This is a genomic window from Pseudomonas fluorescens (assembly GCF_003732425.1).
GTDB classification, from domain to species: Bacteria; Pseudomonadota; Gammaproteobacteria; order Pseudomonadales; family Pseudomonadaceae; genus Aquipseudomonas; species Aquipseudomonas fluorescens_BE.
In genome coordinates this window covers 652,999-674,976 of the sequence record NZ_MOBX01000003.1, presented here as the reverse complement: position 1 = coordinate 674,976, position 21,978 = coordinate 652,999, and the positions used below count along the sequence as shown (strand labels likewise).

Below are 21,978 nucleotides of genomic sequence, written 5' to 3'. Positions count from 1 at the left end.
ATGATCGAACCCGGCATTTACAAAGACGTCATGAGCTCATTCCCGTCCGGCGTCACGGTGGTCACCACCCTCGACCCGGATGGCGGCATCGTCGGTATCACCGCCAGCGCCTTCAGCGCGCTGTCGATTGACCCGGCACTGGTGCTGTTCTGCCCTAACTACGCTTCCGACACCTACCCGGTGCTGCGTGACAGCAAGAAGTTCGCGATCCATTTGCTGTCGGCTGACCAGACGGCTGAGGCCTATGCGTTCGCCGGTAAAGGCAAGGACAAGGCCAAGAACATCGAGTGGCACTTGAGCGAACTCGGTAACCCGATCCTGGCCAAGGCCACGGCGATTATCGAGTGCGAGTTGTGGCGTGAATACGATGGTGGCGATCACGCAATCATCGTCGGCGCGGTGAAGAACCTGATCCTGCCCGAGCAACCGGTGACGCCGATGATCTACCACAAAGGCAAGCTCGGCCCCCTGCCGACCCTGGCCTGACGGATTCACACAAATCCCCTGTAGGAGCTGCCGAAGGCTGCGATCTTTTGACTTTGATTTTCAAGAGCAAGATCAAAAGATCGCAGCCTTCGGCAGCTCCTTCACAAGGGATCTGTGGTGACTGGAGGAATGATGAGTAACGAAAAGTACGAAAAGGGTCTGAAAATCCGCACTCAGGTCTTGGGCGAAGCCTACGTGCAACGTTCGATAGAGAACGCCGACGACTTCACCCGCCCTCTGCAGGAAATGGTCACCGAATACTGCTGGGGCCATGTCTGGGGTCGCGAAGGTTTGTCGCTCAAGGAGCGCAGCATGATCAACCTGGCGATGATCTCGGCGCTCAACCGCCCGCATGAACTCAAGCTGCATGTGCGCGGCGCCTTGCGTAACGGCCTGAGTCGTGAGCAAATACGCGAAATTCTGCTTCAGGTCGGTATTTATTGCGGCGTCCCGGCAGCCGTGGACAGTTTCCGGCTCGCCCGTGAAGCCTTCGCCGAAGCCGACGCCGAGGCCTCCAGTTAACCCCTCGGCTGTTTAGATGCCCGTCTGGCATGGACAGCCAACTTAAAGAGCGGACCCCATGAAACGCCAGCCACTCGACGACAGCTTCAAGGTCAATCGCAACCCCGTTACCCTGCGCGAAATCGTGCTGGATAAACTGCGTAGCGCGATCATGAATTTCCAGCTCATGCCAGGGGATCGTCTGGTCGAGCGCGATCTGTGCGATCGCCTCGGCGTGAGCCGTACGTCGGTGCGTGAAGCCTTGCGTCACCTCGAATCCGAAGGTCTGGTGGAGTTCGCAGACGCCAAAGGGCCGCGCGTGGCGATCATCACCCTCGCCGATGCGGTCGATATTTACGAACTGCGTTGCGTACTCGAAGGCCTGATCGTCCAGCTGTTCACCCTGCGCGCCAAAGCCAAGGACATCAAAGCCCTGGAAAAAGCCCTCGACGACAACCGCAAGGCGCTCAAGGACGGCGAATTGCAGCAAGTGATCGACTCGGTGCAGGGTTTCTACGACGTGCTGCTCGAAGGCTCGGGCAACCATGTGGCGGCGACTCAGCTGCGTCAGTTGCAGGCGCGCATCAGCTACCTGCGCGCGACTTCGGTTTCACAGGAAAACCGTCGCGGCGCGAGTAACCACGAAATGGAAAAAATGGTCGAGGCGATCAAGAGCGGCGATCCGCTGGCGGCGCATCAGGCCTGCGTCGATCACGTTCGCGCCGCTGCTGCGGTGGCCCTCGATTACCTCAAGCGCAACCAGGAAGAGACCGGCGCCACGCCGAACATCACCCTGCCCATCGCGCTGAAAGAACCCCGTATAGGTCACTGATATGTTCAGCCCGAGCTATTGCCCGAAATGCGGTGGCCCTGACCTCGGTCAGCAGATACCGGCGGGCGATACGCACGAGCGCCTGATGTGCCGCGGCTGCGGCTACATCCACTACGTCAACCCGAAGATCATTGCCGGCTGCATCATCGAGCAGGACGGCAAATACCTCCTGTGCCAACGCGCGATCCCACCGCGCCCAGGCACCTGGACGCTACCTGCCGGGTTCATGGAAAGCGGCGAGACCACCGAGCAAGCGGCCATCCGCGAAGTCTGGGAAGAAAGCGGCGTACGTGCGGAAATCGTCTCGCCGTATTCGATCTTCAGCGTGCCGAAGATCAGCGAGGTGTACATCATCTTCCGCGCGATCGCGCTGGAGATCACCGGACAGTACGGCCCGGAAACCCTGGACTACAAGTTCTTCGCGCCTGAAGACATCCCGTGGGAGCAGATCTATTACCCGGCGATCCGGCAGATTCTCGAGCGATATATCGAGGAGCGCCAGGCTGGGGTGTATGGGATCTACATGGGCAATGACGACAGCGGCAAAATCCACTTTATCCGCTGATTTCCAGCATTAACCAATCACTGTAGAAGCTGCCGAAGGCTGCGATCTTTTGACTTTGTTTTTGGAAGCAAGATCAAAAGATCGCTGCCTTCGGCAGCTCCTACAGGGGTGTAGTGGTGTCGCTTAGATTGGGGCGATGCCCTCAACGATGATGATTTGCGCCCTCGCCCATTCCTCGCGATAACTCTTCGCTTCCTGATACGCCGCCGAGTGGTAGCACGCCACGGCTTTTTCGTAGCTCTCGAATTCGATCACCACGCTACGCTGAGGTGTAGCCCGGCCTTCCATCGCCTCGCTGCGCCCGCCCCGAGCCAGAAATTTCGCGCCGAATTCGGCGAACGCTGCCGGCGCACGCTGGGTGTATTGGCTGTAGTGCTCGGCATCGGCAATGTCCACATGGGCAATCCAGTACGCCTTCATAGTGACCTCTTTGTTAATTTTGTATTATGGTATACCAATATATTTCCAACGAACCCTGAGAGTCCAGCATGGCCTTCAACAGCATCGAAGAAATCATCGAAGATTATCGTCTCGGCAAAATGGTCTTGCTGGTCGATGACGAAGACCGCGAAAACGAAGGCGACCTGCTGCTGGCCGCCGATTGCTGCACGCCCGAGGCCATCAGCTTCATGGCTCGTGAAGCGCGCGGGCTGATCTGCCTGACATTGACTGATGAGCATTGCCAGCGTTTGGGCCTGGAGCAAATGGTGCCGGCCAACGGCAGCGTATTCAGCACCGCGTTTACCGTGTCGATTGAAGCGGCGGTTGGCGTGACCACCGGCATCTCCGCAGCTGATCGCGCCTGCACCGTGGCCGCCGCCGTCGCGCCGAATGCGCGCGCGGAAGATCTGGTGCAGCCTGGCCATATCTTCCCGCTGCGCGCCAAGGAAGGTGGCGTGCTGACGCGCGCCGGCCATACCGAAGCGGGATGTGATTTGGCTCGATTGGCCGGTTTCACCCCGGCTTCGGTGATCGTCGAGGTGATGAACGACGACGGCACCATGGCCCGCCGTCCGGATCTGGAAGTGTTCGCGCGCAAGCACGGGATCAAGATCGGCACCATCGCCGACCTGATCCACTATCGCCTGAGCACCGAGCACACCATTGAACGCATCGGCGAACGAGAGCTGCCGACGGTGCATGGCACGTTCCGCTTGATCACCTTTGAGGATCGCATCGAGGGCGGCGTACACATGGCGATGGTCATGGGCGATTTGCGCCGTGAAGAGCCGACGCTGGTGCGCGTGCATGTGATCGATCCGCTGCGTGATCTGGTCGGCGCCGAGTACAGCGGGCCGACCAACTGGACGCTGTGGGCGGCGTTGCAACGGGTCGCGGCTGAGGGCCATGGGGTTGTCGTGGTGCTGGCCAATCACGAGTCTTCGCAGGCGCTGCTTGAGCGGGTGCCGCAATTGACCCAGCCGCCACGGCAGTTCAGTCGTTCGCAATCGCGGATTTATTCGGAAGTGGGGACCGGGGCGCAGATTCTGCAGAACCTCGGGGTTGGCAAGCTGCGCCATCTCGGCCCGCCGCTCAAGTACGCCGGCCTGACCGGGTATGACCTGGAAGTGGTCGAGAGCATCCCCTTCACCGAATAACTCCCAGACACAGGTGATTTCGTGTGGCGAGGGAGCTTGCTCCCGCTGGACTGCGCAGCAGGCCCGAGCTCTTTAAAAAAGCGAGGGTCGCTTCGCAACCCAGCGGGAGCAAGCTCCCTCGCCACAGACATTTGTTCGCTGCAGATTCTTGATCGATCAAAAAGCACATTCGCCAGATAACCGGTAAGGCAAAGTGCTTGCACAAAGTTTGGAATACCATAATATGATATTCCATAGACCGGACACTCAAACGAACGTCCATCTACTGCTCCCGACAGGCGGGCAACAACGCAAGCCCGCTCAAAAACACAACAATGAGGGCGTAAAAATGGTGTTGAACAAAGCTGCAACTGCGATCTTTTTCGCGGGACTGCTCAGCGTTACCGGCCAGGCTGCCATGGCTGCCGAGAGCGTGAATTTTGTCAGCTGGGGCGGAAGCACCCAGGACGCGCAGAAACAGGCCTGGGCCGATCCGTTCAGCAAGGCCAGCGGCATCACCGTCGTGCAGGACGGCCCGACCGACTACGGCAAACTCAAAGCCATGGTCGAGAGCGGCAACGTGCAGTGGGACGTGGTCGATGTCGAAGCCGATTTCGCCCTGCGCGCCGCCGCTGAAGGCCTGCTCGAACCGCTCGATTTCAAAGTCATTCAGCGCGACAAGATCGACCCGCGTTTCGTCAGCGATCACGGCGTCGGCTCATTCTTCTTCTCCTTCGTCCTCGGCTACAACGAGGGCAAACTCGGCGCCAACAAGCCGCAGGACTGGAGCGCCCTGTTCGACACCAAAACCTACCCCGGCAAACGCGCCCTGTACAAATGGCCAAGCCCGGGCGTGCTTGAACTGGCGCTGCTGGCCGACGGCGTAGCCGCCGACAAGCTCTACCCGCTCGATCTCGACCGCGCCTTCAAGAAACTCGACACCATCAAGAAAGACATCGTCTGGTGGGGCGGCGGCGCGCAGTCGCAGCAACTGCTGGCGTCCGGCGAAGCGAGCATGGGCCAGTTCTGGAACGGCCGCATTCACGCCCTGCAAGAAGACGGCGCGCCAGTGGGCGTGAGCTGGAAACAGAACCTGGTCATGGCCGACATTCTGGTGATTCCAAAAGGCTCGAAAAACAAAGATGCAGCGATGAAGTTTATCGCCGCCGCCAGCGGCGCCAAAGGCCAGGCCGACTTCTCCAACCTGACCGCCTACGCCCCGGTCAACCTCGACAGTGTGGAGCGTCTGGATTCGACGCTGGCCCCCAACCTGCCGACTGCCTACGCTAAGGATCAGATCACTCTTGATTTCGCGTACTGGGCCAAAAACGGCCAGGCCATCGCGACACGGTGGAACGAATGGCTGGTCAAATGAAAATGGCGGCCACCGCGTCCCGTCCCTCCACTGCCACCGGGAGCGCGACCAGCGCTGCCGGTAAGGCCCACGGAACACAGGCGGTTGCGATGCAGCAAACCCCGTCCCTCAGACAACGTTGGCGCGGCGCCGGCAATCTCGTGCCAGCGCTGCTGTTCATCGGCCTGTTCTTTCTCGCGCCGTTGATTGGCCTGCTGTTGCGCGGCGTGCTCGAACCGACACCGGGCCTTGGCAATTATGAACAACTGTTCGCCAACTCGGCCTACGCGCGGGTGCTGCTCAACACCTTCTCGGTGGCTGGGCTGGTGACGCTGTTCAGCCTGCTGCTGGGCTTTCCGCTGGCCTGGGCGATCACTCTGGTGCCACGCGGCTGGGGGCGCTGGATCCTCAACATAGTGCTGTTGTCGATGTGGACCAGCCTGCTCGCCCGCACCTATTCGTGGCTGGTGCTGCTGCAAGCCTCCGGCGTGATCAACAAGGCCTTGATGGCGATGGGCATCATCGATCAGCCGCTGGAGATGGTGCACAACCTCACCGGCGTAGTGATCGGCATGAGCTACATCATGATCCCGTTCATCGTGCTGCCGTTGCAGGCGACCATGCAGGCCATCGACCCGATGATTCTGCAGGCCGGCTCGATTTGCGGCGCCAGCCCGTGGACCAACTTCTTCCGGGTGTTCCTGCCGCTGTGCCGGCCGGGTCTGGCCTCCGGTGGTTTGATGGTGTTCGTCATGTCGCTCGGTTACTACGTGACCCCGGCGCTGCTCGGCGGCGCGCAGAACATGATGCTGCCGGAGTTCATCATTCAGCAGGTGCAATCGTTCCTCAACTGGGGCCTGGCCAGTGCCGGCGCCGCGTTGCTGATCGCGATCACTTTGGTGCTGTTCTACTTCTACCTGAAGCTTCAGCCGGAATCCCCGGTTGGCGCCAGTAACGCGAGGTAAGCCGACATGCTCCTGACTCCCAATGCGATGAGCCGGCGGATGCGCTTCGGCTTGTATGCAACCACCGGGCTGATCGGTTTGTTCCTGCTGTTGCCGATCGTGTTTATCGTGCTGTTGTCGTTCGGCTCCTCGCAGTGGCTGGTGTTCCCGCCACCAGGCTGGACGCTGAAATGGTACGGCCAGTTCTTCTCCAACCCCGACTGGATGAACGCTGCAGCAGCGAGCCTCAAAGTTGCTGTGCTGACCACGATTTGCGCCGTGGCCCTTGGTTTGCCGACTGCGTTTGCGCTGGTTCGCGGGCGCTTTCCCGGTCGGGAAATGCTCTACGGCCTGTTCACCCTGCCGATGATCGTGCCGCTGGTGATCATCGCCGTGGCGGTGTACGCGCTGTTCCTCAAGCTCGGTTACACCGGGACCATGTTCGCTTTCGTCGTCAGCCATGTGATCGTCGCGCTGCCGTTCACCATCATCTCAATCATCAACTCGCTGAAGCTGTTCGATCAGTCGATTGAAGACGCGGCGGTGATTTGCGGTGCTTCACGCCTGCAAGCGGTGTTCAAAGTGACGTTCCCGGCGATCCGTCCGGGCATGGTCGCCGGCGCCCTCTTCGCCTTCCTCGTGTCGTGGGACGAAGTGGTGCTCAGCGTGATGATGGCAAGTCCCACCCTGCAAACCCTTCCCGTGAAAATGTGGACCACCCTGCGCCAGGACCTGACGCCAGTGATCGCCGTCGCTTCGACGCTGCTGATCGGCTTGTCGGTTTTGGTCATGGTCATCGCCGCCGCATTGCGCCGGCGCAACGAAATCAGCGCCTGAGCGCCCAGGAGTACGACATGAGTGCCGTGATCAAAGACGCTTCCCAGCAGAACGACAAACCCCTGGTCAGCCTGCGCAACCTGAACAAGCACTACGGCGACTTTGCCGCCGTCGACAACATCTCGCTGGACATCAAGGACGGCGAGTTCCTGACCTTCCTCGGCTCCAGCGGCTCGGGCAAGAGTACGACCCTGTCGATGCTCGCCGGGTTCGAAACACCGAGCAGCGGTGAAATCCTCGTCAACGGTCAGTCGCTGGTGAATGTGCCGCCGCACAAGCGCGACATCGGCATGGTGTTCCAGCGCTACTCGCTGTTCCCGCATTTATCGGTGCGCGACAACATTGCGTTTCCGTTGGCGATTCGCAAACTGGCAGCGGCCGAGCGCGACAAACGGGTCGATGCGATGCTGAAACTGGTGCAGCTTGAGCAGTTCGCTCATCGCCGCCCTTCGCAACTGTCTGGCGGCCAGCAACAACGCGTCGCCATCGCCCGGGCGCTGGTCTACGAGCCGCGCATCCTGTTGATGGACGAACCGCTCGGTGCGCTGGATAAAAAGCTGCGGGAAGATTTGCAGGATGAACTGCGCCAGCTGCATCGCCGCTTGGGTATCACCATCGTTTACGTGACCCACGACCAGGAAGAAGCCATGCGTTTGTCGCAACGCATCGCGATTTTCAGTCACGGCAAGATTGTTGGTCTGGGCAGTGGTTATGACCTGTATCAGAATCCGCCGAATGCGTTTGTTGCGTCGTTTCTGGGCAACTCGAACTTCCTCAAGCTCAAGGCGCAAAGCAACGCAGCGGCGAGTTTTGAAGGGCAATCGTTGTCGATTCGGCTGACGGCCGGGTTGCATACCGATCAGGATGTGTTGCTGATGGTACGGCCGGAAAAGGCCTTGGCATTGAGCGTGGAGCAAGCGATCAGCGAACCGTTGCCGTCGGGTTGGAACGAGGTTTCAGCAAAGGTTGTAGAAGTGCTGTTTCTCGGTGAGAGCCAGACCTGCAGCGTGGTCACTTCGGGCGGGACTTCGATGACAGTGAAGGCCTTGTCCGCCGCCGGCATGCCGCTCAAGGCCGGCGATCCGGTGCAAGTGCGCTGGGCGACTGCCGATGCCTGCGTGTACACCGAATGGACCGAAAGCGATCTCAATAAAGCGGCCGGCGCTCACTGAAATCCCCTGTAAGAGCTGCCGCAGGCTGCGATCTTTTGATCTTGCTGTTAAAAACAAGATCAAAAGATCGCAGCCTCGTTTCACTCGACAGCTCCTACAGGAATGCATTCCAAATGTGGGAGCGAGCCTGCTCGCGAATGCGGTGTGTCATTCAACGTTGAGGTTGACTGACACGGCCTGTTCGCAAGCAGGCTCGCTCCCACAGGGGTTTGGTGGCGCTAGACGATCGGGGTAAGACCTTCGATCTGATCCGGCCAGGCGGTGAGGATTTCAAAGCCGGTTTCGGTCACCGCGACCATATGTTCCCACTGCGCCGACAACGAGCCGTCCTTGGTCAGCACGGTCCAGCCATCCGGCATGTTCTTCACATGACGCTTGCCGGCGTTGAGCATCGGTTCAACGGTAAAAATCATCCCGGCCTTCAACTTCATGCCCTGATCGGGAAAGCCGTAATGCAGAATCTGCGGCTCATCGTGATAAACCTTGCCGATCCCGTGCCCGCAGTACTCACGCACCACGCTGAAGCCTTCTTTCTCCGCCAGGCTCTGGATCGCATGGCCGATATCGCCCAACGTGGCGCCCGGCTTCACCACACGAATCCCCGCGCACATGGCGTCGTAAGTGGTCTTGATCAGATGCTGCGCCTCAGGTGTGGCCTCGCCGACCACGTACATGCGACTGGTGTCACCAAACCAGCCGTCCTTGATCACCGCTATGTCGAGGTTGACGATGTCGCCATCCTTCAACGGTGTTCCCGACGGAATCCCGTGGCAGACCACATCGTTGACCGAGGCGCAGACGGTTTTCGGAAAGCCGTGATAGCCAACGTTGGCCGGCACCGCTTTCTGCACGTTGACGATGTAGTCGTTGCACAGTTGATCGAGCTGATCGGTGGTGACGCCCGCCTTCACATGCGGCACCAGCATGGCCAGCACTTCAGCGGCGAGTTTGCCGGCAGCGCGCGATTGCGCGATCTCGGCCGGGGTGTTGATCTTGATCTGGTTTCTCATGCGCTGACGGCTTCCTGAGTCAGTTGTTGCAGATCCAGCCCGCCGTTCTGTTCGGCGCGAATCAGCAAGCGGCAAATGGCGCTGTGGTCAAGGTTGGGGTGCAGTTCGGCGAGCATGCCGATGCGCATCCAGTGCTCGGCCTGCGCGTTGATCGAGCGGCTGAGCGCATTGCTCGAGATGCGCAGATTCTCGTGCATGTCCTCTGAAATCTTTACGATGCCCATATATGGATCCGATACGATGTGTATATGGATCGTATATTAGCCAAGCCTTGCGCGAAATTGCAAATCAACTCAGCGCCGCGTCGAAAAACGATGAGATGAGCCGACTGGAACGCCGCTCTGCCAGACAGTACAGATAGGTCTCGGTAAACAGCTCTTCGCCTTCGATTCTGATCGTGCGGATGTTCGGGTCGGCAATGAACTCCGCTTCCGACACCACACCCAACCCCAACCCGCGCACCACCGCTTCACGCAACGCCTCGCGACTGCCGATTTCCATGGCGATGCGCGGTTTGACCTGCGCGGCGATCAGCGCCTGTTCCAGTACCAGGCGCGTGGTCGAACCCGGCTCGCGTTGCAGCAGTCGCTGCCCTTCCAATTCCTCCAGCCGCACGCTGCCACGATTGGCCAGCGGATGCTCATGGTGCGCGAACAAGATGATCGCGTGCTGCGCATAACGCACCGAACACAACGCTGGATCATCCTGACGCCCAGCCAACACGGCGATATCTGTCACGTAATTTTCCAGATCCGACAGCACTTGCGCCGAGTTGCCGACGCGGATCGATACGTCGATATTCGGATGCTGTTGTAAATAGCTGTCGACCATCTCGATCACATGAAACGGCCCCACCGCACCGACCTTGAGCTGGCCGCTGTCGAGCCGCCCGGAATCGCGCAGCAGGTTGTGCGCCTCCAGTTCCAGCAAGGCAATCCGTTGCGCGATCGGCAGCAACTGCCGCCCGACATCGGAAAGCTCGATCCGCCGCCCGCGCCGATGGAATAGTTCAACATTGTGCTGGCGTTCCAGGGCTTGCACTTGCGTGGTCAGGGTCGGTTGGCTCAAACCCGACGCCCGCGCCCCGGCACTGAAACTGCCGTGACGGGCGACGGCGAGAAAGGCCCGCAGTTTGGCGCTCGACATCCATAGACTCCATCAATAGTTAGCTGCCGTTTCCCATATTGAATTGATTGAATGACTGTCACGTGACAGACCTAGCCTGTGGCAACTCCCAACCACACCGTGGAATGCCATGAAAACAATCAAACAGTTTCTGCGTGTCGCCAGCCTCACCGTTATTGCCTTGGGCGCCAGCCAGGTCTGGGCCAAGGACAAACTGACCATAGGCCTGATTCCCTCGGAAGACTCCCAGGCAATGATCGAATCGAGCAAACAGGTACTCGATGATCTGCAAGCCAAGATCGGCATGCCCGTGGTGCCGTTCGTGGCCACCGACTACAACGGCATCATCGAAGCGCTGCGCTCGGGCAAGCTTGATGTCGCTTACCTCGGGCCCTTTTCCTATGTGCTGGCGACCTCAGTGGCGGATGTCGAGGCGTTCTCAGTGGCGGTGACCAAGAAGACCGGCCAGAGTGCTTACAAAAGCGTGATTCTGGCGCGCAAGGACAGCGGCATTCATTCGCTGGCCGACCTGAAGGGGCATACGTTTGCATTCGTCGACCCGAGTTCAGCGTCCGGGCATCTGTTTCCCAAGGCTGGCCTTGAGCAGGCCGGTTTTGCTCCGGACAGCCTGTTCAAACGGGTGATTTTCTCCGGCTCCCACGACGCCAGCATCCTTGCGGTGGAGAACAAGAAAGTTGACGCGGCAGCCGTGGCTGACCGCATCTTCGCCAGTGCCGTGGCCAAAGGTGTGGTGAAGCAGGATGATTTCGAAATCGTCTGGAGTTCCAAGCCGATCCCCGAATCACCGATGGTCTGGCGCAAGGCACTCGATCCGGAGTTGAAGAAAAAAGTCGCCGACGCGCTGGCTTCGATCAAGGATGTGCCGTGGGGTGATCAGGGCGTGCTCAATGGCTTCCAGCCCACTACTGACGCGTCGTATGACGTGGTGCGCGAAACCGCCAAGGTGCTCGATCTCGATTTGCGGAGCATGAAATGATCAGCATCCGCCAACTGACCAAACACTACGGCAGCAACCCGGTGTTGCGCGGCATTGACCTGGAGGTCGCGGCCGGTGAGTTCGTCGTGGTGCTCGGTCAGTCCGGCGCCGGTAAATCGACCTTGCTGCGCTGCATCAATCGTCTGGCACAGGCCGACAGCGGCACGTTGACCGTGGCCGGTATCGACGCCCTCGCCTGCCCTGACACCAGCGTTCTGCGCCGCGAAGTGGCGATGATTTTTCAGCACCACAACGTCGTGCCGCGCTTGAGCGTATTGAAAAATGTCCTGACTGGACGCCTCGGTTCCGTCGGCACCCTCGCCTCGATTCTGCAACTGTTCCGCCGTGACGATGTGGCGCTGGCCATGCAGTGCCTGGAGCGCGTCGAACTGGCGCACAAGGCTGGCGAGCGCACGGACTCGCTGTCCGGCGGGCAGAAGCAGCGCGTCGGCATTGCCCGCGCCCTGGCGCAACGGCCGCAGGTGATTCTGGCCGACGAACCGATTGCCAGCCTCGACCCGAAAACCGCGCGCCTGGTGTTGCAGTACCTGCGTGATGCCAGCCGAGAACTGGGCATCACCGTGCTGTGCAACCTGCATCAGGTCGAATACGCCCGCGAGTTCGGCGACCGCGTGGTCGGCCTCGCGCACGGCAGTCTGGTGTACGACGGTAACGCGTCGGGCATGACCGAGGCCGATCTGGCGCGAATCTATCCCGGGCAATCTGCGCAGCCATCCACCGATGTTGCGGCACCCACCCTGTCCTATCGCACAGCCTCGAGGGCTTGAACATGCAAGCGCAAAACTATCAGTGGGTGGGCGACCGTCCCCGTGGCCCGCGCAGTTGGCTGACCACAGCCGGTGTTGTCCTGATCGTGTTGTGGACGCTGAACTGGAGCGCCCAAGGCGCGCAACTGAGCCTCGGTGAACTGGCAGCCGGGTTGCCGCAGATCGGCGACTTCCTCTCGCGCACCTTTCCGCCGGACCTGAGCATCCTCCCGCGGCTGCTGGCGCCGGCAGTGGAAACCCTGCAGATCGCCATCTGGGGCACCCTGCTCGGGGTGTTGCTGGCGATTCCGCTGTCGTTTCTCGCCGCGCGTAATCTGAGCCGCAATCGCTGGCTGTTTCACGCCACCCGTCAGGCACTTAACTTCACCCGCAGCATCAACGAACTGATCCTCGCGCTGATTTTCGTTTCAGCCGTCGGCCTCGGCCCCTTCCCCGGTGTATTGGCGCTGGCGCTGCATGGCCTGGGCATGCTCGGCAAGTTCTTCGCCGAGAGCATCGAAGAGATCGACCAAGGCCCGATCGAAGCGCTGCAAGCGACCGGTGCGCGGCCACTGCAGGTGATCGTGTTTGGCGTTTTGCCGCAAGTCATCACCGCGTGGATTGCAGTGATTCTGTACCGCTTCGAGGTCAATCTGCGCTCGGCCACGGTGCTGGGAATGGTTGGTGCCGGCGGCCTGGGTTTCGAACTGGTGAGCAGTCTCAAGCTGTTCAAATATCAGGAAACCGCGACCTGCATCATCGTCATCACTTTCATGGTGATCGTCGCCGACGCCCTATCGAGTCGACTGCGTGCCGCCATCCAGAGCGGTTCAACGCATTAACCGCCGCTGTTATCGGTTCAGCCGATTCAAACCTGCGATTTATCGATTTGTACCGTTGTCGACCGCCCTCGACTATGTGGCCACACGACAACAACAAGAAGGATTGACCATGACTGCCCGCTTCCAGAACCCCGTCGATACCCGTTTCGGCTGGGGCAGCCTGCAAGAACTCGCCGCCATCACCGAGCAGCAGACCGTCGCCCTCGTGACCTTCCCTGAGGCCCGAGGGCTGGGATTGGTGGACCGTTTGCAACGCTTGCTCGGCGAACGTCTGATCTACATTTTCGAAGACGTCCAGCCCAACCCCGACGTCGCCCATCTGCGCAGTACCTACGAGCACTTCTGGCAGCACGCCGGTGACTGCGACGTGGTCCTCGCCGTAGGAGGAGGCAGCGCCATCGATACCGCCAAGGCGTTGATCGTCGGCACCGAATCCGGCCGCTTCGATGAACTGTTGAGCCTGCTGTCGAGCGGCAAACCGTTCACCCCGGCCCGTTGCAAACAACTGATCGCCGCACCGACCACCGCCGGTACCGGCAGCGAAGTCACCCCGTGGGCAACGATCTGGGACAGCGCCAGCCAGAAGAAATATTCGCTGCACCTGGACTGCACCTGGCCACGGGTGGCGATCATCGACCCGCAACTGATGCTCACAGTGCCGGCCGGCGTGACCGTTTCCACCGGGCTCGACGCCCTGTCCCATGCACTGGAGGCGATCTGGAATGTGAACGCCAACCCAGTCTCGGACACCTTCGCGATCTCCGCGATCGAGGACATTCTGGAATGCCTGCCGCGCCTGCACAAAGACCTCTCCAGTCAGGAGTTGCGCAGCCGCATGGCGCTCGCCGCGCTCAAGGCCGGGCTGGCGTTTTCCAACACCAAAACCGCGTTGGCGCATTCGATTTCCTATGAGATGACCTTGCGCCACGGCTTGCCCCACGGCATTGCCTGCTCCTTCACCCTGCCGCTGGTATTGGGTTTGGCCTGGGGCCATGACGCCACTCGCGACCGCACCTTGCAACGGATATTCGGCGATGACCTGGGCAAAGCCCAACAGCAACTGCGCGAGTTCTTGCACAGCCTAGGGGTGAAAACCGAGTTCGCCGATTACGGCGTCTCGGCCAAGGACGCCGAAGCCATCATCCACCTCGCGATGCAGGGCGCGCGCGGCAAGAACTTCATTGGCTCGCAAGCCGCCTGACGCCTGATAACACCCGAGTCACCCAAGCACCGCCAGCGGCATGCAGCCGCGGTGATTTCCTGCCGCACCGAAAAAGAGTGCACCCGCCGCCGACACCCGGCGGGAACCGACAACAATAAGGAAAAGATCATGAATCGTGCCGAAACAATGCCTGGTCTCGCCGTCCGTTCTGCCTCGTTCCGGGTCGCGCAGTGGCGCATGCTGCTGGCGGCGATGTTCTGTTACCTGTTTTTCTACACCGGTCGGCAGACCTTCGGTTTTGCCATTCCGGGGATTCAGGCCGAGTTCGGCCTGAGCAAGGAAACCCTCGGTTGGGCTTCTGCGGCGATGCTTTGGGCCTACGCCATTGGCCAGGCGATCAACGGCAACCTCGCCGACAAGTTCGGCGGCCGGCGGATCATGACCCTCGGTGCGGTGCTGTCCTGCGCGGCGAACTGGGTGACCAGTTTTGCCAGTGGTTTCACCAGCCTGATTCTGCCATGGGGCGTCAACGGCTACTTTCAGGCCTTGGGCTGGGCGCCGGGCGGTCGGCTGATTGCCAATTGGTGGGCGGCGGGCGAGCGCGGCAAGGTGTATGGCTTCTACACCTTCGCCGCCGGTTGCGCGTCGATTCTGTCGTACGTCACCTCTATCGTCGTGCTCGAAGTGCTGCAACTGGAATGGCGCTGGATCTTCCGTTTGCCAGTGCTGCTGATGCTCGCCGGCGGGATCATTTTCTATCTGGTGGCCCGCGAACGGCCACAGGATCTGGGCTTCGAGCCGGTGGCCGACACCGGTGTAGCCAACGCTGACGACAAGCATCAGGAAGCGGCACAGGGCGAAGTCGAGTCCTCGACACAACGCTACAAAGCCGTGCTGAAAAATCCCCGCCTGCTCATCGCCGCGTTGTCACTGGGCTTTCAGAACGCTGCACGCTACGGCTTGATCGTCTGGGTGCCGGTGCACTTTCTCGGTGCTGACTGGAAAACTGGTGACGGCATGATCGATCCGAAATGGATCACCGTCGCCCTCCCTGTCGGCATGGCGGTCGGCGCGTTGAGCAACGGTTGGGTGTCGGACAAGCTGTTCGGCTCCAAGCGATATCTGGCGATCATGCTCTATATGTTCCTCGGCGCCGCCACCAGTTTGTGGATGTGGAGCCTGCCACCCCACAGCGTCATCGGCCTGATCGCCCTGTTCCTTTGCGGCTTCTTCGTCTACGGCCCGGCCTCGAGTTTCTGGGCGCTGTGCCCGGATCTGGTCGGTGCCAAACGCGCCGGTACGGCGACCGGGATCATGAACTTTTCCTCTTACCTGTTCGCCGGATTGGCTGAGCCACTGATCGGGCGTCTGCTTGACACCACGGCAAATACGTCTCTGATCTTCATAGTGGTCACCAGCGCCTGCCTGTGCAGTGCGGCAGTGGCATTGTTCATTCGACGCTGACGGGGCTTGCATGTACCAGTATCACAAGTGGTTGCGTTCGTTCCATGCGGTGGCCAAGACCGGCAGTTTTACCCTTGCTGTTGAGTTTCTCAGCGTCGGTCAACCGACCGTCAGCGAGCAGGTCAACGCGCTGGAAAACACTTTCTCGGTGGAGCTGTTTCATCGCCGTGGACGCTACATCGAAATGAGCGCCGCCGGGCACAAGCTCTACGCCATCACCCAAGGCCTGTTCGGTCAGGAGGATGAAGCCGTGCAACTGTTGCAGAGCTTCAAGCAGCGCAAGACCGGCATGTTGCGCCTCGGCGCAGTGTCACCGCCGATTGCGATGAACCTGACCTATGAGCTGATGCAGCGCCACCCGGATATCGAACTGGAAACCTCGTTTTCCTCGGAAAAGGACACCCTGGCGCGGCTGTTCAACTTCGATATCGACGTGGCGATTCTAGCGCTGTCGGAGTTCGATCAGCGTTTCCACACGCGGCTGTATCACCGTTACCCGATTATCGCCGTGGTCCGCAATGACCATCCGTGGGCCAGTCAGGCGCAGGTTCACGTCAGCGAGATCAGCGGCGAGAAATGGGTAATGCGCGAGAAAAGTGCGCGCACCCGGCAACTGGTGGAGGAAAGCTGTAACCGCCTCGACATCGCACTCAATTGCGTGATGCAACTGAACAGCCGCGAAGCCATCGTTCACGCCATCGTCAAGGGCATCGGCATTGGTTTTGTCTCGGCGGTCGAGTACGCCGAAACCCCGGGGACCAAACCGATCACCTTTGTCGACCACCCGTTTTTCATCGAATACCACCTGTGCTGCCTGGGCATCCGCAGGAACCGGCCAGTGATTGCCGAACTGTTTGATTCGAATCCACCGCTGACCTGATCAGCACTGACCCTTGAACCGCCTACCTCATTGCCGAGGGACGGCCCACGCTTACCTGAAAACGGAGATTGACCATGCAGTACCAACAACCGACTCACCTGCAAGCCGCGATCCTCGACTGGGCCGGCACCGTTGTCGATTTCGGCTCGTTTGCGCCGACGCAGATTTTCGTCGAGGCCTTTGCCGAATTCGGCGTCGCCGTATCGCTGGAAGAAGCGCGCGGGCCGATGGGCATGGGCAAATGGGATCACATCCGCACCCTGTGCAACCTGCCGCAGATTGCCGAACGTTACCGCGCGGCGTTTGACCGCTTGCCGAGTGACGAGGATGTTACGGCGATCTACGAACGCTTCATGCCGCTGCAGATCGAGAAAATCGCCCTGCATTCGGCGCTGATTCCAGGCGCCCTTGAGGCGATTGCGGCGCTGCGCGACAAAGGTTTGAAAATCGGTTCGTGCTCGGGCTATCCCGCGGTGGTGATGGCCAGGGTCGTCGAACTGGCGCGGGAAAATGGCTACGTCGCCGACCATGTCGTCGCCACCGATGAAGTACCCAATGGCCGCCCATATCCGGCGCAGGCGTTGGCCAACGTGATTGCTCTGGGCATCGATGACGTGGCGGCCTGCGTCAAGGTCGACGACACCTGGCCGGGGATTCTCGAAGGGCGCGCCGCCGGTATGTGGACGGTGGCGCTGACCTGCTCCGGAAACGCACTGGGCCTGACCTACGAGCAATACAAGGCGTTGCCGTCCGATCGACTGGCGGAAGAACGTGTGCGGATCGGCAAGATGTTCGCCCCCTCGCGGCCGCACTACATGATCGACACCATCGCCGAGCTGCCCGAAGTGATCGAAGACATCAATGCGCGCCTGGCCCGGGGCGAAACCCCGCAGTCCTGCTAAACACCCACTACCCCTGTAGGAGCTGCCGAAGGCTGCGATCCTTTGATCTTGTTTTTGAAGAGCAAGATCAAAAGATCGCAGCCTTCGGCAGCTCCTACAGGGTCATGCGCAACAAATTTCCGGCAAAAAAAAGCTGCCAAAACTGGCAGCAAAAACTTTAAGAACACGCGATGTATTGGCCTCAGCATAGACGCCGGATAATGACAGTGTCATGACAGCCGCACATTCACTGAACCGCCCCTGCCCCGTCATCAGGATGTCATCAAGATCACGGCAAAATCCTCGCAAACCGTCTTGAGCCTTCGGGCGGATGCTCTGCAAGGATTCCCATGAAAGAAGACGCCTCGCTGTTTGCCGCCATCGACCTGGGTTCGAATGCCTTTCGCCTGATGATCGGCCAATCGGTGCGCAGTCGAAAGGGCCTGCAGATTCAGGAAGTGAAAACCCTGCGCGAGCCGGTGCGCCTCGCCGAAGGCTTTGACGGCGGCGCACTGGATGCGTTGGCCCTGGATCGCGGCTGGCAGGCGTTGGCGCGGTTCGGCAAGAAGCTGCGCGGTTTCGAAGCCGGTCGAGTCCGTGCGGTGGCGACCAGTGCGGTGCGTGAGGCGAACAACGCACAGCTGTTTCTCGCCAGTGCCGAACGGCATCTGGGTTTTCCCATTGACGTCATTTGCGGCCACGAAGAGGCGCGGCTGGTCTACGCCGGTGTAACCCATGCCTTGCCGAGCGCTGCTGACATGCGCCTGGTGGTCGACATCGGCGGCGGTTCGACCGAGCTGATCCTCGGCCAGGGTTCACAACCGTTGCTCACCGAGAGCATCGCCATCGGCAGCGGCACCCTGAGCACGCGATTCTTTCGCGGCGGCGATGTGTCCGCCGGCGCGCTACAGGAGGCCGAACGCTTCGCCATCCTGCAGTTCGAAAACGTTGCCCGGCGCTATCGCGCACAAGGTTGGCAGCAGACCATCGGTTCGTCCGGCACCGCGCGCATGCTCGCCAAAGTACTCAAGGCTAATCGCCTCAACGACTTCGGTCAGGACGGCATCACCTACGGTGGACTGCTGCGCCTGTCGCTGCTGCTGTTGAAGGTGAACAACGTGCAACAGCTCAAGCTTGCCGGCCTGCAACCGCATCGCCAGAGCATTTTGCCCGGCGGTCTGGTGTTGATGCTGGCGGCGTTCAAAGTATTCGGCATCGGGCAAATGCTGCCGTCGGAACCGGGCCTGCGTTTAGGCGTTTTGCACGGTTTGATGAGCCAGCACTGATCCTCGCCACGACAGATTCGGCTCCCCTTCAGCGGCTTGATCGACTACCATGCCGCCGCTGGTTCCCGAACGGGACTAATAGGGAATCCGAGATGCTTGCACAGCATTGATCGGAACTGCCCCCGCAACTGTAGGTGCCGAGCCTGCTCCACAACGGCCACTGGGTAAATCCCGGGAAGGCCGGAGCCAGGCGATGACGCATCAGTCAGGAGACCTGCCGGCACAATGACGACTAACCGGCGGGGTGTCCGGGAAGGACATCGTGCCGTGCGCGTCTTCGATTGCTGCCCGGCCTTGCGCGGTTGCCCTGACCGCGCTCGATGGTGTGTTTCCAGACCGTACTCTCCCGCTCCCCGTACGGTTCCCTCTGGAGACTGCCCCATGCTGCTGCCCCGCGTTGCCACCCTCCTCACCGGCCTGAGCCTTTGCGCCCTGGCGCAGGCGGCACCGACTGTCTATCCGCTGACGATCGAAAACTGCGGCAGTACCCTGACCTTCCCGCACGCCCCGACGCGCACCGTGACCATCGGCCAGGCCGGCACGGAAATGCTCTACGCCATGGGCCTGGGCGACAAAGTGGTCGGCACTTCGCTGTGGTTCAACAACGTGCTGGACAAGTACAAGGCGCAAAACGACCAGATCGAGCGCCTGGCCGACAACGAGCCGAGTTTCGAATCAGTGATCGGCAAGCGCCCGGAACTGGTCGCCGTGGAGCTGGAATGGATGGTCGGCCCGCAAGGTGCGGTGGGCACGCGCGAGCAGTTTCATGAGCTGAAGATTCCAACCTATCTGCTGCCCTCCGATTGCGAAGCCAAGGACAACCTCGTCGGCTCCGATGGCACGCGGCTGGCACCGTTTCGCATCGACACGATTTACAAAAGCGTGAGCCAACTGGCGCAAATCTTCGACGTGCAGGAGCGTGGCCAGCAGCTCAATGATCAACTCAAGGCCAGCCTCGCCCATTCGATTGCCACCGCCCAAGGCAAACAGCTCAAGGACGCCAGCGCGCTGGTGTGGTTCTCCAGCGCACAAATGGACATCGAGCCGTTCGTGGCCGGGCACAAAGGCGCTCCCGATTTCATGCTCAGCACCCTCGGCGTGCGCAACGTGGTGCAGTCGGATGAAGAGTGGCCAACCGTCGGCTGGGAAACCATCGCCAAGGCCAACCCGACCTTCCTGGTCATCGCGCGCATGGATCGTCGACGCTTCCCCGCCGATGACTACGAAAAGAAACTCGCCTTCCTGCGCAGCGATCCGGTGACGCGCAACATGGACGCGGTGAAGCACAATCGCATCATCATTGTCGACGCCATGGCCCTGCAGGCGAGCCTGCGCATGTTCGATGGCATCGAGCAACTGGCCACGGCCATCAACGGCTATGACCTGTCGCAATGAGTGCCAGCCTGATCCGTACGTTGCTGGCCTTGGCGACTCTGTTGTTGGCCGTGATCGCCGGCGTGGCCATCGGTGAAACCTCGATTGCACCGGGCGTGGTGTTGCAAGTACTCGCCAACAAATTATGGGCCGCCGGGCATGTGCTCGACCCTATCGATGAAGGCATCGTCTGGAACTACCGCCTGACCCGCGCACTGGTCGCGGCGGCGTGCGGAGCCGGGTTAGCGACGTGCGGAGTGATTTTGCAGTCGCTGCTGCGCAATCCGTTGGCCGATCCGTATCTGCTGGGCATTTCTGCCGGCGCCTCGACCGGGGCGGTGATGGTCGCGCTGCTTGGCGTCGGTGCCGGGCTGATCTCGCTGTCGGTCGGTGCCTTTGCCGGCGCGGTCACGGCGTTCGTGCTGGTGATTGTGCTGGCGCGGGTCAGCGGCTCGGCCAGCGGCACCGGGCAGATCATTCTCGCGGGGATCGCCGGCTCGCAGCTGTTCAATGCGCTGACGGCGTTTCTGATCACTCGCTCGGCCAGCTCCGAACAGGCGCGCGGGATCATGTTCTGGTTGCTGGGCAATCTCGGCGGCGTGCGCTGGCCGTCGGTGTGGCTGGCGGTGCCGGTGGCCGTGTTGGGGTTGGTCGTGTGTCTGTGGCATCGGCGGGCGCTGGATGCGTTTACCTTTGGCGCGGATTCGGCGGCATCGCTCGGCATTCCGGTGCGGCGTGTGCAGATTCTGCTGATCGGTTGTGCAGCGCTGGTGACGGCGGTGATGGTGTCGATTGTCGGCTCAATCGGTTTTGTCGGTCTGGTGATTCCTCATGCGGCGCGCCTGTTGCTCGGTACGGCTCATGCGCGATTGTTGCCGGCCAGTGCGTTGGGCGGCGCGGTGTTTCTGATTGCTGCTGACGTGCTGTCGCGCACGCTGATCAAGGGCCAGGTGATTCCGGTCGGGGTGATTACCGCACTGGTCGGCGCGCCGGTGTTCGCCTTGATTCTGGTTGGCCGCAGGTCCGCGCGATGAGCAGTGTTCTGAGTTGTTCCGGTCTGAGCTTCAGGGTGCGCGGCGCCGAGTTGCTCAATGGTGTCAGCCTCGAAGTCCAGCGCGGCGAGACATTGGGTATTGTCGGGCCGAATGGCTCGGGCAAATCCACCCTGCTCAAACTGCTTGCCGGCCTGCGCGAACCGAGCGCTGGCGAGGTCCTGCTCGACGGTCAGCGCCTGGGCAAAATGGCCCGACGCAGCATCGCGCAAAAACTCGCGGTGGTCGAACAACAGGCCGACACCGATGACGGCATTCGCGTGTTTGATGCCGTGGCGCTGGGGCGCACGCCTTGGCTGTCGGCGCTGCAACCGTGGTCGGACGCGGACGACGCCATCGTCCAGCAGGCACTCACCGATGTTGACGCCATGCACTTGCGCACGCGCCTCTGGCGCAGCCTGTCCGGTGGTGAACGACAGCGGGTGCACATCGCCCGGGCATTGGCGCAACGGCCGCAGATTCTCTTGCTGGACGAGCCGGCCAACCATCTCGACATTCAGCATCAACTGACCATTCTCAACGTGGTGCAGGCGCTGCCTGTGACCACGCTGATCGCACTGCATGATCTTAATCAGGCATTGAAATGTGATCGTCTGGCGGTGCTGGAGCGCGGGCGACTGGTGGCGCTGGGCGAGCCGCTGGAAGTGCTGACACCGCAGCGCTTACAGCAGACGTTCGGGGTCAAGGCGCATTACCTGACGGACCCGTTTGATGGGGCGCAGATTCTGCGCTTTCACTCATGACGTTGTGCCACTAGGTTGTTCACGGATGCTATTCGGCTAATCGGTGGCAACTACCTCAGGCTGGAACCTGCGCGATGCGCCATCCTCAGATCGGTGGTTGCAGCAGGAAGTCTCAGCCCAGATCAAG

General features: G+C 60.8%; 24 protein-coding genes and 1 riboswitch. Of the genes, 20 read left to right on the top strand and 4 right to left on the bottom strand.

Features of this window, described 5'->3' with window-relative positions:
* From BK670_RS05935 to BK670_RS05915, 4 genes are all read left to right on the top strand, one after another.
* Positions 1-486, top strand: coding sequence for a flavin reductase family protein (locus BK670_RS05935; RefSeq protein ID WP_123449005.1), 486 nt, complete (start codon positions 1-3; stop codon positions 484-486).
* A 132-nt stretch (positions 487-618) separates the two neighbouring features.
* On the top strand, positions 619-1,008 hold the full coding sequence (locus tag BK670_RS05925) for a carboxymuconolactone decarboxylase family protein (RefSeq protein WP_007968634.1): 390 nt from the start codon (positions 619-621) through the stop codon (positions 1,006-1,008).
* A gap of 58 nt (positions 1,009-1,066) precedes the next feature.
* On the top strand, positions 1,067-1,819 hold the full coding sequence (locus tag BK670_RS05920; RefSeq protein ID WP_123449004.1) for a GntR family transcriptional regulator: 753 nt from the start codon (positions 1,067-1,069) through the stop codon (positions 1,817-1,819).
* A gap of 1 nt (position 1,820) precedes the next feature.
* Entirely contained in the window at positions 1,821-2,384 is a 564-nt protein-coding gene (locus BK670_RS05915; protein WP_034155593.1) for an NUDIX hydrolase, read from the top strand.
* Between the two features lie 123 nt (positions 2,385-2,507).
* Here BK670_RS05915 and BK670_RS05910 read toward each other — a convergent pair whose 3' ends face one another.
* A complete protein-coding gene (locus tag BK670_RS05910) occupies positions 2,508-2,804 on the bottom strand; it encodes a DUF1330 domain-containing protein (RefSeq protein WP_123449003.1) in 297 nt (98 codons plus the stop codon).
* Between the two features lie 68 nt (positions 2,805-2,872).
* Between BK670_RS05910 and ribBA the strand changes: the two genes are divergently transcribed.
* The 5 genes from ribBA (at position 2,873) to BK670_RS05885 (ending at position 8,268) form a co-directional block, all read left to right on the top strand.
* Positions 2,873-3,982, top strand: coding sequence for a bifunctional 3,4-dihydroxy-2-butanone-4-phosphate synthase/GTP cyclohydrolase II (ribBA, locus tag BK670_RS05905; RefSeq protein WP_123449002.1), 1,110 nt, complete (start codon positions 2,873-2,875; stop codon positions 3,980-3,982).
* Positions 3,983-4,310: 328 nt separating this feature from the next.
* Positions 4,311-5,336, top strand: a complete 1,026-nt coding sequence (locus BK670_RS05900) for an ABC transporter substrate-binding protein (RefSeq protein WP_123449001.1) — start codon at positions 4,311-4,313, stop codon at positions 5,334-5,336.
* Complete coding sequence (locus BK670_RS05895) at positions 5,333-6,280, top strand: ABC transporter permease (RefSeq protein ID WP_185036737.1); 948 nt, start codon at positions 5,333-5,335, stop codon at positions 6,278-6,280. The genes BK670_RS05900 and BK670_RS05895 overlap by 4 nt, the downstream gene beginning before the upstream one ends.
* 6 nt (positions 6,281-6,286) lie before the next feature.
* Positions 6,287-7,096, top strand: coding sequence for an ABC transporter permease (locus tag BK670_RS05890; RefSeq protein WP_007918021.1), 810 nt, complete (start codon positions 6,287-6,289; stop codon positions 7,094-7,096).
* Positions 7,097-7,113: 17 nt separating this feature from the next.
* A complete protein-coding gene (locus BK670_RS05885; RefSeq protein ID WP_123448999.1) occupies positions 7,114-8,268 on the top strand; it encodes an ABC transporter ATP-binding protein in 1,155 nt (384 codons plus the stop codon).
* Between the two features lie 218 nt (positions 8,269-8,486).
* On the opposite strand, the gene map is transcribed toward BK670_RS05885, so the two are convergent.
* The 3 genes from map to BK670_RS05870 all read right to left on the bottom strand — a co-directional run bounded on the left by map (position 8,487) and on the right by BK670_RS05870 (position 10,424).
* Positions 8,487-9,278 carry a type I methionyl aminopeptidase gene (gene map / locus BK670_RS05880; RefSeq protein WP_123448998.1) on the bottom strand — a complete coding sequence of 264 codons (792 nt, stop codon included), beginning with the start codon at positions 9,276-9,278 and terminating at the stop codon, positions 8,487-8,489.
* Positions 9,275-9,502 (bottom strand): ParD-like family protein, encoded by a 228-nt coding sequence (locus BK670_RS05875; RefSeq protein WP_007918027.1) that lies wholly within the window; start codon positions 9,500-9,502, stop codon positions 9,275-9,277. Before BK670_RS05875 ends, map begins: the two co-directional genes overlap by 4 nt.
* A gap of 64 nt (positions 9,503-9,566) precedes the next feature.
* Entirely contained in the window at positions 9,567-10,424 is an 858-nt protein-coding gene (locus tag BK670_RS05870) for a LysR substrate-binding domain-containing protein (RefSeq protein WP_123448997.1), read from the bottom strand.
* 109 nt (positions 10,425-10,533) lie between these two features.
* Here BK670_RS05870 and phnD point away from each other — a divergent pair, with 109 nt between their 5' ends.
* The 11 genes from phnD to BK670_RS05810 all read left to right on the top strand — a co-directional run bounded on the left by phnD (position 10,534) and on the right by BK670_RS05810 (position 21,851).
* Positions 10,534-11,400 (top strand): phosphonate ABC transporter substrate-binding protein, encoded by an 867-nt coding sequence (gene phnD, locus BK670_RS05865; protein ID WP_123448996.1) that lies wholly within the window; start codon positions 10,534-10,536, stop codon positions 11,398-11,400.
* Complete coding sequence (gene phnC, locus BK670_RS05860) at positions 11,397-12,188, top strand: phosphonate ABC transporter ATP-binding protein (RefSeq protein WP_123448995.1); 792 nt, start codon at positions 11,397-11,399, stop codon at positions 12,186-12,188. Before phnD ends, phnC begins: the two co-directional genes overlap by 4 nt.
* Positions 12,189-12,190: 2 nt before the next feature.
* Entirely contained in the window at positions 12,191-13,009 is an 819-nt protein-coding gene (phnE, locus tag BK670_RS05855; RefSeq protein WP_123448994.1) for a phosphonate ABC transporter, permease protein PhnE, read from the top strand.
* Between the two features lie 109 nt (positions 13,010-13,118).
* The gene (psrA, locus tag BK670_RS05850; protein ID WP_123448993.1) at positions 13,119-14,210 is read left to right on the top strand and encodes an iron-containing alcohol dehydrogenase PsrA; all 1,092 of its coding nucleotides are present in this window, start codon (positions 13,119-13,121) and stop codon (positions 14,208-14,210) included.
* Positions 14,211-14,339: 129 nt separating this feature from the next.
* Positions 14,340-15,635, top strand: a complete 1,296-nt coding sequence (locus tag BK670_RS05845) for an MFS transporter (protein ID WP_123448992.1) — start codon at positions 14,340-14,342, stop codon at positions 15,633-15,635.
* A 10-nt stretch (positions 15,636-15,645) separates the two neighbouring features.
* Complete coding sequence (locus BK670_RS05840) at positions 15,646-16,515, top strand: LysR substrate-binding domain-containing protein (protein ID WP_123448991.1); 870 nt, start codon at positions 15,646-15,648, stop codon at positions 16,513-16,515.
* 74 nt (positions 16,516-16,589) lie between these two features.
* Entirely contained in the window at positions 16,590-17,417 is an 828-nt protein-coding gene (gene phnX / locus BK670_RS05835; protein ID WP_123448990.1) for a phosphonoacetaldehyde hydrolase, read from the top strand.
* 329 nt (positions 17,418-17,746) lie between these two features.
* Positions 17,747-18,682: a Ppx/GppA family phosphatase gene (locus tag BK670_RS05825; protein WP_123448989.1), complete on the top strand. Its 936-nt coding sequence runs from the start codon at positions 17,747-17,749 to the stop codon at positions 18,680-18,682.
* A gap of 42 nt (positions 18,683-18,724) precedes the next feature.
* Positions 18,725-18,918, top strand: a riboswitch (cobalamin riboswitch).
* 145 nt (positions 18,919-19,063) lie between these two features.
* The gene (locus BK670_RS05820) at positions 19,064-20,077 is read left to right on the top strand and encodes an ABC transporter substrate-binding protein (protein ID WP_123448988.1); all 1,014 of its coding nucleotides are present in this window, start codon (positions 19,064-19,066) and stop codon (positions 20,075-20,077) included.
* An 8-nt stretch (positions 20,078-20,085) separates the two neighbouring features.
* A complete protein-coding gene (locus BK670_RS05815; RefSeq protein ID WP_185036736.1) occupies positions 20,086-21,090 on the top strand; it encodes a FecCD family ABC transporter permease in 1,005 nt (334 codons plus the stop codon).
* Positions 21,087-21,851: an ABC transporter ATP-binding protein gene (locus BK670_RS05810; protein ID WP_123448986.1), complete on the top strand. Its 765-nt coding sequence runs from the start codon at positions 21,087-21,089 to the stop codon at positions 21,849-21,851. The genes BK670_RS05815 and BK670_RS05810 overlap by 4 nt, the downstream gene beginning before the upstream one ends.
* The last annotated feature ends 127 nt before the right edge of the window (positions 21,852-21,978 follow it).

Coding starts and splice junctions, on each gene's coding strand:
- BK670_RS05820 (WP_123448988.1), top strand. CDS start 19,064: ATGCTGCTGCCCCGCGTTGCCACCCTCCTCACCGGCCTGAGCCTTTGC.
- BK670_RS05825 (WP_123448989.1), top strand. CDS start 17,747: ATGAAAGAAGACGCCTCGCTGTTTGCCGCCATCGACCTGGGTTCGAAT.
- BK670_RS05870 (WP_123448997.1), bottom strand. CDS start 10,424: ATGTCGAGCGCCAAACTGCGGGCCTTTCTCGCCGTCGCCCGTCACGGC.
- BK670_RS05875 (WP_007918027.1), bottom strand. CDS start 9,502: ATGGGCATCGTAAAGATTTCAGAGGACATGCACGAGAATCTGCGCATC.
- BK670_RS05925 (WP_007968634.1), top strand. CDS start 619: ATGAGTAACGAAAAGTACGAAAAGGGTCTGAAAATCCGCACTCAGGTC.
- BK670_RS05845 (WP_123448992.1), top strand. CDS start 14,340: ATGAATCGTGCCGAAACAATGCCTGGTCTCGCCGTCCGTTCTGCCTCG.
- BK670_RS05810 (WP_123448986.1), top strand. CDS start 21,087: ATGAGCAGTGTTCTGAGTTGTTCCGGTCTGAGCTTCAGGGTGCGCGGC.
- map (WP_123448998.1), bottom strand. CDS start 9,278: ATGAGAAACCAGATCAAGATCAACACCCCGGCCGAGATCGCGCAATCG.
- phnX (WP_123448990.1), top strand. CDS start 16,590: ATGCAGTACCAACAACCGACTCACCTGCAAGCCGCGATCCTCGACTGG.
- BK670_RS05885 (WP_123448999.1), top strand. CDS start 7,114: ATGAGTGCCGTGATCAAAGACGCTTCCCAGCAGAACGACAAACCCCTG.
- BK670_RS05915 (WP_034155593.1), top strand. CDS start 1,821: ATGTTCAGCCCGAGCTATTGCCCGAAATGCGGTGGCCCTGACCTCGGT.
- BK670_RS05890 (WP_007918021.1), top strand. CDS start 6,287: ATGCTCCTGACTCCCAATGCGATGAGCCGGCGGATGCGCTTCGGCTTG.
- BK670_RS05910 (WP_123449003.1), bottom strand. CDS start 2,804: ATGAAGGCGTACTGGATTGCCCATGTGGACATTGCCGATGCCGAGCAC.
- BK670_RS05900 (WP_123449001.1), top strand. CDS start 4,311: ATGGTGTTGAACAAAGCTGCAACTGCGATCTTTTTCGCGGGACTGCTC.
- BK670_RS05935 (WP_123449005.1), top strand. CDS start 1: ATGATCGAACCCGGCATTTACAAAGACGTCATGAGCTCATTCCCGTCC.
- phnE (WP_123448994.1), top strand. CDS start 12,191: ATGCAAGCGCAAAACTATCAGTGGGTGGGCGACCGTCCCCGTGGCCCG.
- ribBA (WP_123449002.1), top strand. CDS start 2,873: ATGGCCTTCAACAGCATCGAAGAAATCATCGAAGATTATCGTCTCGGC.
- psrA (WP_123448993.1), top strand. CDS start 13,119: ATGACTGCCCGCTTCCAGAACCCCGTCGATACCCGTTTCGGCTGGGGC.
- BK670_RS05920 (WP_123449004.1), top strand. CDS start 1,067: ATGAAACGCCAGCCACTCGACGACAGCTTCAAGGTCAATCGCAACCCC.
- phnD (WP_123448996.1), top strand. CDS start 10,534: ATGAAAACAATCAAACAGTTTCTGCGTGTCGCCAGCCTCACCGTTATT.
- BK670_RS05895 (WP_185036737.1), top strand. CDS start 5,333: ATGAAAATGGCGGCCACCGCGTCCCGTCCCTCCACTGCCACCGGGAGC.
- phnC (WP_123448995.1), top strand. CDS start 11,397: ATGATCAGCATCCGCCAACTGACCAAACACTACGGCAGCAACCCGGTG.
- BK670_RS05840 (WP_123448991.1), top strand. CDS start 15,646: ATGTACCAGTATCACAAGTGGTTGCGTTCGTTCCATGCGGTGGCCAAG.